Source organism: Sphingopyxis sp. HIX (assembly GCF_001468285.1).
GTDB lineage: Bacteria > Pseudomonadota > Alphaproteobacteria > Sphingomonadales > Sphingomonadaceae > Sphingopyxis.
This window is the reverse complement of record NZ_LNSB01000031.1, coordinates 13328-25225: the sequence shown is the minus strand read 5'-3', so window position 1 is coordinate 25225 and position 11898 is coordinate 13328. Positions and strand designations below refer to the sequence as shown.

16 protein-coding genes are annotated in these 11898 nt (G+C 69.4%); 10 read left to right on the top strand and 6 right to left on the bottom strand.

The features are described from left to right. Nucleotides 1-61 precede the first annotated feature (61 nt). On the bottom strand, nucleotides 62-760 hold the full coding sequence (locus tag ATE62_RS15040; protein ID WP_156420583.1) for a hypothetical protein: 699 nt from the start codon (nucleotides 758-760) through the stop codon (nucleotides 62-64). A gap of 95 nt (nucleotides 761-855) precedes the next feature. Between ATE62_RS15040 and ATE62_RS15035 the strand changes: the two genes are divergently transcribed. The 3 genes from ATE62_RS15035 to ATE62_RS15025 are packed head-to-tail and all read left to right on the top strand — an operon-like array spanning nucleotide 856 to nucleotide 3203. Then, complete coding sequence (locus ATE62_RS15035; protein WP_058808749.1) at nucleotides 856-1425, top strand: GbsR/MarR family transcriptional regulator; 570 nt, start codon at nucleotides 856-858, stop codon at nucleotides 1423-1425. A 10-nt stretch (nucleotides 1426-1435) separates the two neighbouring features. After that, on the top strand, nucleotides 1436-2107 hold the full coding sequence (locus ATE62_RS15030) for a DUF4166 domain-containing protein (RefSeq protein WP_082662839.1): 672 nt from the start codon (nucleotides 1436-1438) through the stop codon (nucleotides 2105-2107). Then, nucleotides 2100-3203 (top strand): saccharopine dehydrogenase family protein, encoded by a 1104-nt coding sequence (locus ATE62_RS15025; RefSeq protein ID WP_058808748.1) that lies wholly within the window; start codon nucleotides 2100-2102, stop codon nucleotides 3201-3203. Before ATE62_RS15030 ends, ATE62_RS15025 begins: the two co-directional genes overlap by 8 nt. A gap of 229 nt (nucleotides 3204-3432) precedes the next feature. On the opposite strand, the gene ATE62_RS15020 is transcribed toward ATE62_RS15025, so the two are convergent. Continuing rightward, nucleotides 3433-4047 (bottom strand): sigma-70 family RNA polymerase sigma factor, encoded by a 615-nt coding sequence (locus tag ATE62_RS15020; protein ID WP_058808747.1) that lies wholly within the window; start codon nucleotides 4045-4047, stop codon nucleotides 3433-3435. Between the two features lie 112 nt (nucleotides 4048-4159). Continuing rightward, the gene (locus tag ATE62_RS15015; RefSeq protein WP_058808746.1) at nucleotides 4160-4564 is read right to left on the bottom strand and encodes a BLUF domain-containing protein; all 405 of its coding nucleotides are present in this window, start codon (nucleotides 4562-4564) and stop codon (nucleotides 4160-4162) included. 196 nt (nucleotides 4565-4760) lie between these two features. Here ATE62_RS15015 and ATE62_RS15010 point away from each other — a divergent pair, with 196 nt between their 5' ends. From ATE62_RS15010 to ATE62_RS14990, 5 genes are all read left to right on the top strand, one after another. After that, nucleotides 4761-4994: a NepR family anti-sigma factor gene (locus ATE62_RS15010; protein ID WP_058808745.1), complete on the top strand. Its 234-nt coding sequence runs from the start codon at nucleotides 4761-4763 to the stop codon at nucleotides 4992-4994. Further along, nucleotides 4991-5623, top strand: coding sequence for a sigma-70 family RNA polymerase sigma factor (locus ATE62_RS15005; protein ID WP_058808744.1), 633 nt, complete (start codon nucleotides 4991-4993; stop codon nucleotides 5621-5623). The genes ATE62_RS15010 and ATE62_RS15005 overlap by 4 nt, the downstream gene beginning before the upstream one ends. A 70-nt stretch (nucleotides 5624-5693) precedes the next feature. Beyond that, complete coding sequence (locus ATE62_RS15000; RefSeq protein ID WP_082662838.1) at nucleotides 5694-6872, top strand: PQQ-dependent sugar dehydrogenase; 1179 nt, start codon at nucleotides 5694-5696, stop codon at nucleotides 6870-6872. Nucleotides 6873-6882: 10 nt separating this feature from the next. Beyond that, nucleotides 6883-7623 carry an esterase/lipase family protein gene (locus ATE62_RS14995; protein ID WP_058808743.1) on the top strand — a complete coding sequence of 247 codons (741 nt, stop codon included), beginning with the start codon at nucleotides 6883-6885 and terminating at the stop codon, nucleotides 7621-7623. 43 nt (nucleotides 7624-7666) lie between these two features. Beyond that, nucleotides 7667-7981, top strand: a complete 315-nt coding sequence (locus ATE62_RS14990; RefSeq protein WP_058808742.1) for a hypothetical protein — start codon at nucleotides 7667-7669, stop codon at nucleotides 7979-7981. Between the two features lie 4 nt (nucleotides 7982-7985). On the opposite strand, the gene ATE62_RS14985 is transcribed toward ATE62_RS14990, so the two are convergent. After that, entirely contained in the window at nucleotides 7986-8504 is a 519-nt protein-coding gene (locus ATE62_RS14985; RefSeq protein ID WP_058808741.1) for a GNAT family N-acetyltransferase, read from the bottom strand. Between the two features lie 253 nt (nucleotides 8505-8757). On the opposite strand from ATE62_RS14985, the gene ATE62_RS14980 reads away from it, so the two are divergent. Both ATE62_RS14980 and ATE62_RS14975 read left to right on the top strand, forming a co-directional pair. Next, on the top strand, nucleotides 8758-9216 hold the full coding sequence (locus ATE62_RS14980) for an RrF2 family transcriptional regulator (protein ID WP_058808740.1): 459 nt from the start codon (nucleotides 8758-8760) through the stop codon (nucleotides 9214-9216). Beyond that, on the top strand, nucleotides 9209-9904 hold the full coding sequence (locus tag ATE62_RS14975; protein WP_058808739.1) for a class I SAM-dependent methyltransferase: 696 nt from the start codon (nucleotides 9209-9211) through the stop codon (nucleotides 9902-9904). The genes ATE62_RS14980 and ATE62_RS14975 overlap by 8 nt, the downstream gene beginning before the upstream one ends. A 191-nt stretch (nucleotides 9905-10095) precedes the next feature. On the opposite strand, the gene ATE62_RS14970 is transcribed toward ATE62_RS14975, so the two are convergent. Next, nucleotides 10096-11439 carry an aminotransferase-like domain-containing protein gene (locus ATE62_RS14970; RefSeq protein WP_058810284.1) on the bottom strand — a complete coding sequence of 448 codons (1344 nt, stop codon included), beginning with the start codon at nucleotides 11437-11439 and terminating at the stop codon, nucleotides 10096-10098. After that, nucleotides 11432-11869 carry a DUF983 domain-containing protein gene (locus ATE62_RS14965; RefSeq protein ID WP_058810294.1) on the bottom strand — a complete coding sequence of 146 codons (438 nt, stop codon included), beginning with the start codon at nucleotides 11867-11869 and terminating at the stop codon, nucleotides 11432-11434. The genes ATE62_RS14970 and ATE62_RS14965 overlap by 8 nt, the downstream gene beginning before the upstream one ends. Between the last annotated feature and the right edge of the window lie 29 nt (nucleotides 11870-11898).

Genomic DNA, 11898 nt, shown 5'->3' with positions numbered 1-11898 from the left:
CGAAATCAGGCGGCTAACATAGGCCGCGCGCGCCGCCGCCGCAACCCGCGCGCGCCGGCAATCATAGGCCGGACGCCAAAGCCATCGCGCGCATGTCTTGCACGGCCTCGCGCAAATCCTCCTCGCGGATCGTCGCGGCGAGCCCGTCGGCCTCGTCGATCAGCCCGCGATCCTTCACCTGCACGGCATGGTCATAGAGCGCCTCGACCAGCAGATGTTTCTCGAAATCGCTGTCGGGAAAGGCCTTCGACCGATAGCGGTTGGCGAGCACGCGCGTTGCCGACCAGTCCGGCAGGCGCGGGTCGCGGAAGCGGACGCCGAGGCTGTAGAGCTGCCCCGCGGCGCCGCGAAACGCGTAATTGGGCCGGTCGTCGTCGCCCGCGACGCCCGCCGCCAGCACCGGCGCCAGCACCTCGACCGTCTCGGCCAGCCATATGATCTCGGCCTTCTGCCCCTCGACATCGGCCCATTCGGGATCGTTATGCTGCGCGGCGTTGAAGATCGCATGGCCCTGCAGCGCGCGCAGCCGGTTCGCCGTCGCGGGATCGCCGGCATAAAGCTCGGCCGCGGCCCTGGCGCGATCGCGCATCGCCACATAGCCGTCGCGCATCGCATCCTTCTGGCTGTCGTAATCGAGCCGCGCGATAGCCTCGCCCATCGCCTCGATCGCGGCGATCTCGGCCTCAGCCGCGGTGTCGGCTGCCGCCACCGGCGCGGCGAGCGCCATCGCCATAACCAACGCGAGCATCGTCTTTCGCATATTCGCATCCCCAAGCATGCCCGCCGCTTCCCTACCCCGGCCCCATGAATCACGCCAGACTTGACTCCATTCCTGTCCCGACTATTATTTCTGTTATGACAGAAATAATAGAACATGACGCAAAACTCTCCCCGGCGGCGACCGAGTTCATCCTCCATTGGGGCAATCTCGGCGGGCAATGGGGCGTGAACCGCTCGGTGGCGCAGATCCATGCGCTGCTGTTCGTGTCCGACCGCCCGCTGCATGCCGAGGAGATCGCCGACCTTCTGGGCCTCGCGCGTTCGAACGTGTCGAACTCGATCAAGGAACTGCTGGGCTGGCGGCTGATCGAGCGCGTGCCTTTGCTCGGCGACCGGCGCGACCATTTCACCGCCGAGACCGATATCTGGGAAATGGTCACACGCATCGCCGCGGGGCGCAAGGCGCGCGAGGTCGACCCCGCCGAGGCGGCGCTCAAGGCCTGCGTCGCCCGCGCGGCGCACGATCCCGGGCTCAGCGACGGTGCCAAGGCGCGGCTCGCCGACATGCTCGATTTCGTCACGACGATGAGCCGCTGGCACGACGAGATGCTGAGCGTGCCCAAGCCCGCGCTGATGCGGCTGATCAAGCTCGGCGCGGGGGTGACGAAACTGATCAACTGGCGGCCCGGCAAGGGCAAGCAGTAGGAGACGGACGATGTGGGGCGGAGCGCAGCGCGAACCGGTCGAAACGGCCCCCGCCCCGTCGCTGCGCGACGACGAGCCGCTTTACGACACGCGCTTCCGCCGCCTCGTCCCGCGCGGCGACTGGGACGCGCTGCCCGAAGACGTGCGCCGCCGCTTCGCCAAGCGGCTCACGGGGCAGGCGGTCGCGACCTACGGCGGCGAGATCGTGTGGACGCGGCTCTCCCGGGTGGGCTGGCTCCTCGCGCAGCTGTGCCGCCTGATCGGCGCGCCGCTGCCGCTCGAGGCCAGCGGCCCCGCCCCCGCGGCGGTCGCGGTCAGCGAGGAGCGCCATAGCGGCGGCCAATATTGGACGCGGCTCTACGGCCGCCGCCGGGGCCATCCGCAGGCGATCCACAGCGCCAAGAGCTTCGCCGGTCCGACAGGGCTGGAGGAGCATATCGGGCGCGGTTTCGGCATGGCGCTGACCGTGCGCGCCGAAGCCGACGCGCTGATCTTCACCTCCGACCATTATTTCTGGCAGGCCGGCCGCCTGCGGCTGCGGCTCCCCGCCTGGCTCACGCCGGGCGAGACGGTGGTGACGCACCAGCACCTCGGCCACGCGCGCTTCGCCTTCGACCTCAAGGTCACCCACCCGCGCCTCGGCGAACTGGTCAACCAGCACGGGCTGTTCCGCGATGGCTGACCTTCGCGTGCTGCTGATCGGCGCGACGGGCGTCTTCGGCAGCCGCCTCGCCGCACGGGCCGTTCTGGAACAGGGCATCGCGCTCACGCTCGCGGCGCGCGACCGGTCGAAGCTCGATGCGCTCGCGGCGCGGCTCGGCGGTTTGCCGGTACGAATAGTCGATCGCGAAAGCCTGACCGGTGCCGACCTCGCCGGTTTCGACCTCGTCGTCGATGCAGCGGGGCCGTTCCAAGCCTCGGCCCCGACCGTGATCGAGGCGGCGATCGCGGCGCGCGTCTCTTATGTCGACCTCGCCGACGGGCGCGATTTCGTCGCCGCCATCGGCGCACACGATGCGGCGGCGAAGGCCGCGGGGATGAGCGTCACGACCGGCGCCAGCTCGATCCCCGCGCTGTCGCACGCCGTGCTCGACGCGTTGGTCGCGCGCTGGGGCCGGATCGACGCCATCCGCATCGGTATCTTCCCCGGCAACCGCGCGCCGCGCGGGCTCGCGGTGGTACAGGCGATCCTCTCCTATGTCGGCCATCCGGTGCGCGTGTGGCGCGGCGGGCGCTGGACCCAAGTGCCGGGCTGGGGGATGACACAGCGCTGGGCGGTGCCGGGCGTCGGCAACCGCTGGGCAAGCGTGTGCGACACCCCCGAACAGGATCTGCTCGTCGCGCGCTATCGCCCCGCGCAAAGCGCCGAATTTTTTGCCGGCATGGAATTGTCGATCCTGCACCTCGGTCTCGCGCTGCTGGCGCTGCCGGTGCGCTGGGGATGGCTCCGCAGCCTGCAACCCGCGGCCCGGCCCTTGCTCGCGATCGCACGGCTGCTGCTGCCCTTCGGCAGCGATGTCGGCGCGATGGACGTCCGCGTCGACGGGCAGGACGCCGACGGAAAGACCGCCGCCGCGCGCTGGACGCTGCGCGCCGACGGCAATCGCGGGCCCTATGTGCCGACGCTGGCCGCGCTCGCGATGCTGCGCCGCTTTCGCGACGGCCACGCCCCCGACCCCGGCGCCCGCGCCTGTGCGGGGATGCTGCCGCTCGCCGAGTTCGCCGCGGATTTTGCCGTGTTGGGGATCAAGACCAGCCGCGACGATTGCGGCGAGTGACGGCGGATGGTGGCGTTGGGGTGGGGAACTGACGTTGACCTCCCCTCCCGCTTGCGGGAGGGGTTGGGGGTGGGCATGCGGCGTTGCAACGGCCCACCCCGCTGCGACTAGGGCGCAAGCGCCCAAGTCTCGCTGCCCCTCCCGCCTGCGGGAGGGGACATCAGTTTAGTCCTTCATCGGCAGCTAACGCCCGGAACCCTCCCCTACCGAACCAAGTAAGCAGAGGGCCTTACCCCCCGCTCGGCCCGTTCGAGGTCAGGCTGTCGACATCGTCCATGATGCTGCGGAAGGCCTCGCTCGCGGGCAGTTCGTCGTCGCTGCGCAGCGGCATCTGCCCGCCCTCGAGGATCGCGTGCAGCGCGGTGCGCGCGCGCGACACGCGGCTCTTCATCGTGCCCACCGCGCAGCCGCAGATCGCCGCGGCCTCCTCGTAGCTCAGCTGCCCTGCGCCGATCAGCACCAGGGCCTCGCGCTGGTCGACGGGCAATTGCATCAGCCCGCGCTGGACGTCGGCGAGGTGCAGGCTGTCGTCCTGGTCGTCGGGCGCGACGAGCAGCCGCTCGGCGGCGAGCTCGTCATAATCGGCGGTGAATTTCCTGCGCCGCATCTGCGACAGGAAACAGTTGCGCAGGATGACGAAGGCCCAGCTCTTCATGCTCGACGGGCCGGGAATATATTGCTCGCGCGCCTTCCACGCCTTCAGCATCGTTTCCTGGACCAGGTCGTCGGCGAGGTCGGCGTTGCCGCACAGGCTGCGCCCGAAGGCGCGCAGATGCGGCAGCATCGCGGCGAGTTCGCGCTTGAAGGTCGCGTCGTCGAGCGGCCGGGCGGTGTCGCGGGTCATCGGGGGCGCCGCTGGGGACGCCGGGGCGCGGCCGGGAAATTTAACATCATCTTTTGCGGGCTTAGCCCGTTCGGCCGCCAATGCAAAGTCCTATGGGATGGCGCCAGCAGGGTCACCCTGCGCCGCCGTGCCGGCCAAGCGCGAGGAAGTTCGCGATCAGCCTTTCGTCCTGCGGGTCGAGCGTGCCCTGCGCCGCGAGCCGCGACAGATCCTCGTCATGGTCGCGGAACAGCGGGCTGTAGAGCATCGAGAAGCCGGCGAACTCGCGGGTCGTGACCAGCCGCCGCCGGATCTCGATCATCCCGTTGTGGCGCCGGTCGGCGCGGATACGCGCGAGGCACGCCTCGGCCTTCGCCACCGGACCTTCGAGCAGCTGCATGAAATTCTGGCCATTGTAGATGAGCGCGCCGGTCAGCTCGTCGCGCGCGTTGCACCGCTGCGCGCCCTCGACCAGCGACGCGATATCGTCCGGCGTCAGGCCGGGGTCGGCGACGCTTACATAAATGACCGACAGCAATGCGCGACCCTCCCGCCGCCGCGACGCGCGGGGGCTTTGGGCGACCCTAGTCGCCCACCCCCGATCGCGGCTTAACCTGGGTTAACGGCTGAAAATAGTGGCGCGACTCCACATCCCGTCGCAAAAAACAACGCGCCGGGGAACTCGGCGGCATTTTTTTCGTTCCTCGGACATGGCAACCCACGGCGATCATAGGATGAAAGGCAGCGAACTGCGCGGTTCCGCGACCAACGGTCGCCGGACGTCGCAGGGCAGCTTCCCCGGCACCGGCGGCGACCAGTGGCACCGCGCGCTGACCGGCCGCCAGGCGCCCGAGCCGGTGAGCACCAAGCTCAAGATCATCTATGGCAATATCGTCGCCGAGCCGCTTCCCGACGAGATGCTCGACCTGCTGTTCAAGATCGACCAGAAAGCGCCCGGACACGAATGACCCAGGCAAGCGCCGTTTCGCAGCGGGAGGAGGGGCAGCTTTCCGACCGGGAATTCAAGACTCTGCTCGCGGGAGTCATTCCCCATCTTCGCGCCTATGGCCGCAGCCTGTCGGGCAATCCCGACCTTGCCGACGACCTGACGCAGGACACGATGGTCAAGGCTTGGGCCTCGCGCGACCGTTTCGAGGCGGGGACGTCGATCAAGGCGTGGACCTTCGTGATCCTGCGCAACACCTTCCTCTCGCAGATGCGCCGGAACAAGTTCGTCGGCGATTATGACGAAACCGCAGTCGAACGCACGCTGTCGACCCCCGCCAGCCAGGAGGAATCGGGCGAGATGGCCGACCTCCAGCGCGGCCTCATGGAATTGCCGCAGGACCAGCGCGAGGCGCTGATCCTCGTCGGCGCGGGCGGCATGTCGTACGAGGAAGCCGCGGGCATCTGCGGCTGCGCGCTCGGCACGATGAAGAGCCGCGTCTCGCGCGCGCGGCACGCGCTCGAGGACATCATGAACAGCGGCCATTTCAGCCAGAAGCGCGCCGACGCCGCACCCGCGAGCGAGGCGATCGACGCGATCATGGACAGCGTCGAGACCATCGCCGCGCGGCATGGGGCGGGGAGCCGCTGACCCTCTCGACATTGCGCGCGGCGCGCGGCAGACTGCGGTTTCGATCCCCCCAGCGAAACGAGTCAAATCCATGAAGACCCTGCCCAATTTCGCCATCGCCGCGGCGATGCTCGTCGGCGCCTGCTCGACGGGCGCGACGCAGAGCGAAGCCGCCCCCGCCGATACCGCGGCGATCGACGCCAATGGCGAACAGCCCGCGGTCCCGCTCAGCGCGGCGCCCTTCACGGTCGAGGAAGTCGAAAGCTTCAACGAGCCCTGGGCGATGACTTTCCTCCCTGGCGGCCGCCAAGCGCTGGTCACCGAGAAATCGGGCAAGCTCAAACTCTGGCAGGAGGGCGGCTCGACGCTCGACGTCGCGGGCGCACCGACGGTGGCCTATGGCGGGCAGGGCGGGTTCGGCGACGTCATCCTCGCCCCTGACTTCAAGGCGAGCGGCACGATCTACCTGAGCTGGGTCGAACCCGGCGAGGGCGGCACCTTTGGCGCGGTGGTCGGCACGGCGAAGCTGGTGCAGGGCGCCTCGCCCAGGATCGAGGGCCTCAAGACCATCTGGACCCAGTCGCCCAAGGTCAGCGGCCGCGGCCATTTCTCGCACCGCCTCGCCTTCTCGCCCGACGGCAAATATCTCTTCATCGGCTCGGGCGAGCGCCAGAAATTCGACCCCGCGCAGGACATGAAGGCCAATCTCGGCAAGATATTGCGCCTCAATCCCGACGGCAGCGTGCCCGCCGACAATCCCTATGCATCCGAAGGCGGCGTCACCGCGCAGATCTGGTCGCTCGGTCACCGCAACATCCTCGGCCTGACCTTCGACGGCGCGGGCAAGCTCTGGAACCAGGAAATGGGGCCCAAGGGCGGCGACGAGGTCAACCTCGTCGCGGCGAAAGCCAATTACGGCTATCCGGTCGTCTCGAACGGCGACCATTATGACGGCAAGGACATCCCCGAACACCCGACGCGCCCCGAATTCGCCGCGCCGAAACTGTGGTGGAACCCCGCCGTCTCGCCCGCCGGCCTCGCCTGGTACGACGGCGACCTCTATCCCGGCTGGAAGAACAGCCTGCTGATGGGCGCGCTGTCGGGCGAGGGCCTGATCCGCATGGCCGTAGACGGCGAGACGCTGCACAAATCCGACCGCTGGGATTTCGGCACCCGCATCCGCGAGGTCGAGGTGCGCGAGGACGGCAGCGTCTGGCTGCTCACCGACGGCAGCGGCGGCAAGCTGGTGAAACTCGTCCCGAAGGGGTAAGGCGCGCCGCATGATCCGCGGCTTCCTCACCCGGCGCGCCGAATGGCCGGCGCGCATCCCCGATCCCGACGCGCCCCCGTCGCTGGGGCTGCTCTGGCGCGAGGTGACGGGGCTCCTCCGCGCGCTGGTCGGCCGCGTCCGCACGATGCCGCCCGAACCCAATCCCGACAGCGACCATCCGCCGGTGATGGTGCTGCCGGGCTTCCTGTCGGGCGACTGGGCGACCAAGGCGCTGCGCGCCGACCTTCGCCGCGCGGGCTTTCGCTGCTACGCCTGGGGCCTCGGCTTCAACCGCGGCGCCACCCCCGACATCATCGAGCGCATCGACGGCCGCGTCCAATGGATCATCGAGCGCACCGGCCATGCGCCCGCGCTCGTCGGCTGGAGCCTCGGCGGCATCTATGCCCGCGAATATGCCAAGCATCACCCGGACAAGGTCGCGCGCGTCGTCACCCTGGGCTCGCCCTTCTCGGGCAGCCGCCGCGCCAACCGCGCGTGGCGTCTCTATCACCTGATCGCGCGCCACCCGGTCGAGAATCCGCCGATCGACTTCCACCCCGCGCCGCGCCCCGAAATGCCGACCTTCGCCTTGTGGTCGGCCTATGACGGCGTCGTCGCGGTGAACAGCGCGCGCGGCGGCGAGCATGAAAGCGACCGGCAGGTCGAGGTCGACTGCGGCCATATGGGTTTCGCCTATGCGCCGACCTCGGTCGCGGCGATCGTCAAGGCGTTAACCGAAGACATAGGTTAATGCGGCATAAGGCGATCCGATACCGCGCCACAGGAACCTGCCGATGCTCTCGATGACGACCGCCCTCGCCCTTGCCTTGCAAGCCGCGCCCGCGCCGCCGGTCTGCGCGGCGGGCCTCGCCGCGGGCAGCAGTCCGAAGATCTGGGTCTATAAATCGCCCGGCGCGCGCAAGACCGACAAATTGCGGCGGGGTTCGCCGCTGTTCGTCTGCAGCGCCAACGGCGGCTGGGTCTATGTCCTCTACCGCGACCGGGCCCATACGTGCCCGGGCACCACGGCCGGGCTCGACCTGCGCTATGCCTCGGCGTGCGCCGGGGGCTGGGTCCAGCGCCAGCAGGTCGCGCTGATCCGCCGCTAGATTGCTAGCAAACGTCGATGCGCCAGGCGGGCGCCGCGCGCCATTCCATCAGCATCCGCCCGGGCCGCCTGCCAGGACGTCCCGTCGACACGAAACCGACGCGGCGCAGCAGCGCGCGCGACGGCTCGTTGTCGGGATGGCATTCGGCGACGATCGGCGCGCCCGGCCGGGACGCGGCGAGCGCGGCGACGACGGCGCGCACCGCCTCGGTCGCGATCCCCTTGCCGCGCACGCGCGCCGCGAACCAGTAACCGATCTCATATTCCTGCCCGACGCGGCGATGCACCCCGATCACGCCGTTGAGGTCGAGGCCGTCCGCATCGCGCACCGCATGGAACATATCGCCGCCGCCCGACCCCGCGATCAGCGCGCGGGCATCGGCTTCGGTGAAGGGAGCAGGCAGGAAATGTACGCGCGAGGTCACCGTCTCGTCGGTGATCGCGGCGAGCGCGCGCGCATCGTCCGCGAACAGCGGGGTGATGCGGCAATGGTCGGTCGACAGGGCAAGCAAGGTATCGGTCATGTCGCGTCTTCTTCGAAAAGCGCGCGCCGCGGCCGGGGGGTTCTGGTCTGATGCTGTGAAAACAACCAATCGCCTTCCGGTCACGGCGGCGATGGTCACAGGTGATGCCATGCCGCTCCTATGTAAAGGAGCGCCAATACGCCTTGAATCGGGTGGATCGGTCGTTGGTCATCGCCGCTGTGGCTAATCGCTCTGCGGCTGCGGGTCAATCCCGCGTCTTGACGATCGTATTTCACGTACTATTTAAAGTTACATGAAACGCGACAGCCGACTCTCGGGCGTGCTCCACGTCCTCCTCCATATGGCCGAGCAGGGCACGCCCATGACGTCGGAGCAGCTCGCCAGGGCGATGCAGACCAATGCCGTCGTCGTCCGCCGCATCCTCGGCGGGCTGCGCGAGGCGGGGTTCGTGCACAGCGAAAAGGGCCATGGCGGCGGCTGGACGATCGCGCGCGACTTGGCCGCGATCACGATGCGCGACGTCTATGACGCGATCGGCCGGCCGCGGCTGATGGCGATGGGCAACCGCACCGAGGCGCCCGGCTGCCTCGTCGAGCAGGCAGTCAACGCCGCGCTCGACGACGGTTTTCGCGACGCCGAAGCGCTGCTGCTGGTGCGCTTCGGCGAAGTGACACTCGCCGCGCTCGCTGCCGATTTCCACGCGCGTTTGGCCGCGCGAAACCTCACCGCACAGGAGCATATCCATGGCTGAAGGCGCCCAGCATTTCCTCGACAGCTTCAAGGATCCCGAGGCCGTCGCGCGCTATACCGAAGGCCCGCGCCGTTTCGTCCCCGGGCTGGACGGCCTCCACCGCATGACCGGGCTGCTGCTCGCCGAGCGCGTACCCGCGGACGCGCATATCCTCGTGCTCGGCGCGGGCGGCGGGCTCGAGCTCAAAGCGCTTGCCGACGCCTGGCCCGGCTGGACCTTCACCGGGGTCGATCCCGCGGGCGCGATGCTGGGTCTCGCCGCGCAGACGCTCGGCGCGCACGCGCATCGCGCCGAGCTGGTCGAGGGCTATATCGACGACGCCCCGCCCGGACCCTTCGACGGCGCGATCTGCCTGCTCACGCTGCACTTCCTCGCCACCGAGGAGCGCATCCGCACCGCCGCCGAAATCCGCAAGCGTCTCAAGCCCGGGGCGCCGTTCGTCGCCGCGCACGGCAGCTTCCCGCAAGGCCCGGACGAGCGCGACCGCTGGCTCGACCGCTACGCCGCCTTCGCCATCGCCTCGGGCGGCGATCCCGAGCAGGTCGCCAAGGGTCGTCAGGCGGTCGCCACCCACGTGGCGATGCTGAGCCCCGAAGCCGACGAGGACGTGCTGCGCACCGCGGGCTTCACCGGGGTCGAGCAATTTTACGCCGCCTTCACGTGGCGCGGCTGGGTGGGGTACGCCTGAGGCCGGGATCGGGCGGAAGGCGACGTTAATCTCCCCTCCCTGAAAGGGAGGGGCTGGGGGTGGGTTTGCCGCCGAAAGGCGGCGTTCTTACTCTTGCTCGCTACGCTCGCTACCCACCCCTAACCCCTCCCTAGAAGGGAGGGGAATGGCTCAGATCCACCCCAAAGCCGACGCTCTTATCCCGCTAGACTTCAACCCGCCCCCACCAGCTCCATCTCAAGTACCGTCAACCCGCGCGCCAACCCCGCACGGGTGATCGCGCCGCCGAGCGACACGCGCAGCGCCGCCCCGCCGCCTTCGCCCGCGGCAAAGGCATCGGCGGGGATCGCGGTCATCCCCGCGGCGCGCAGCGCCTCGGCCACACGCGCCTGATCGGCGCCGGCGGCCAGCGGCACCCACAGATGATAGCCGCATTCGTGCGCGGCATAGCTGCCCGGCGGCAACACCGACGCCGCGATCGCCTGCCGCGCCTTCGCCTCCGCTCGCGTCTCGGCGGCGAGGCGGGCGTAGCTGCCGTCCGCGATCCAGCGCGTCACCAGCGCGCAGTCGAGCGGCGGCGCCATCACCGTCGAGGCGTGCACCTCGGCGGCGAGCGCCAATGCGTCGCGCACGCCCGGCGCCCGCACATGCGCGACGCGGAGCGCAGGCGACAATATCTTCGACACGCTCGCGACATAGAAACCAAGCTCGGGCGCGAAGCTGGTCACCGGCGCGAGCGGCCGGTCGGGAAGCTGGCCATAGGCGTCGTCCTCGATCAGCCGCACATCGTGGCGGCGCAGCACCCCCGCCAGCGCCTCGCGCTCGGCGATATCGAGCGTGCGCGTCGTCGGATTGTCGTTGGTGGGAACGAGGTACAGCGCCGCCACCTCGGTGATGCGGCACAGCGCATCGAGGCTCGCGGCATCGACGCTGGCGAGCGGTGCGAGACGAAGGCCGAAGCGCCGCGCGAGCGCGAGGAAGACCGAATAGACATGCGCCCCGCACGCGACGACATCGCCGGGCTTCAGCGTCGCAGAAACGATCGCGTGCAGCGCATTTTGCGCGCCTGCGGCGACGATCAGCTGGTCGGGCTCGCTGCTCAGCCCCAACCGGCCGAACAAGGCCGCCCCCGCCTCACGGTCGGCGGCGCGCCCGCCCGCGGGCGTGTAATGCAACCGTCCGCCGGCGCCCTCGGCGCGGAGCAGCGCACTCGCGGTGCGCTCCCATGTCGCGAGCAGCGACCCGCCCGCGACCTCGGGCGGCATGTTCATGCCCGTGTCGCGCGGCGGCGGCCCCGCGGCGATCGCGTCCTGCGGCAGGATGAAGCTGCCCGCACGCCCGCGCGCGCCGATCAGCCCGCGCCCGCGCGCCTGGTCATAGGCCTTGGTGACGGTGGTGAGGTCGACCCCGAGCCGCGCCGCCAAGTCGCGCTGCGGCAGCAGCCGGTCGCCCGCGCGCAGCCGCCCGCTCTCGACCGCCGCCTGCATCGCATCGGCGATCGCCAGATATTTGGCGCCCGTCATCCGGCTGAGATCGGGAACCCATGCTTCAGGCATCCGCCTCCCGAACCTCCCCTTTGGCGCGCGCGTTGAGCTCGGCCCATAGCGCGCCCGTGCCCGCTTCCTGCGCCTTGTTCACATATTGCGACGCGACGAGCCAGCCCTTGATCGGGTGCAGCACCGCGAGGCACGGCAGGATCATCAACGGCACCGAGGTCAAAAGATGCACCCACCAGGGCGGGTTCACCGCGACCTCGAACCACACGACGAGGAAGAGCAAGGGAAAGGCGACGAAGCAGAGCGAGAAAAAGGCGGGTCCGTCGTCGGGCGCCGCAAACTCATAATCGAGCCCGCACACCTCGCAGCGGTCGGAGACTTTCAGCCAGCGACGGAACATCCGCCCTTCGCCGCAGCGCGGGCAGTGGCCATGCAGCCCCGCCCGATAGATCCAGAGCCATTTTTCGCGCCCTTCGAGTTCGCCGCTCATCTTCGATACCTTGCATGAAGCCGTGTAGA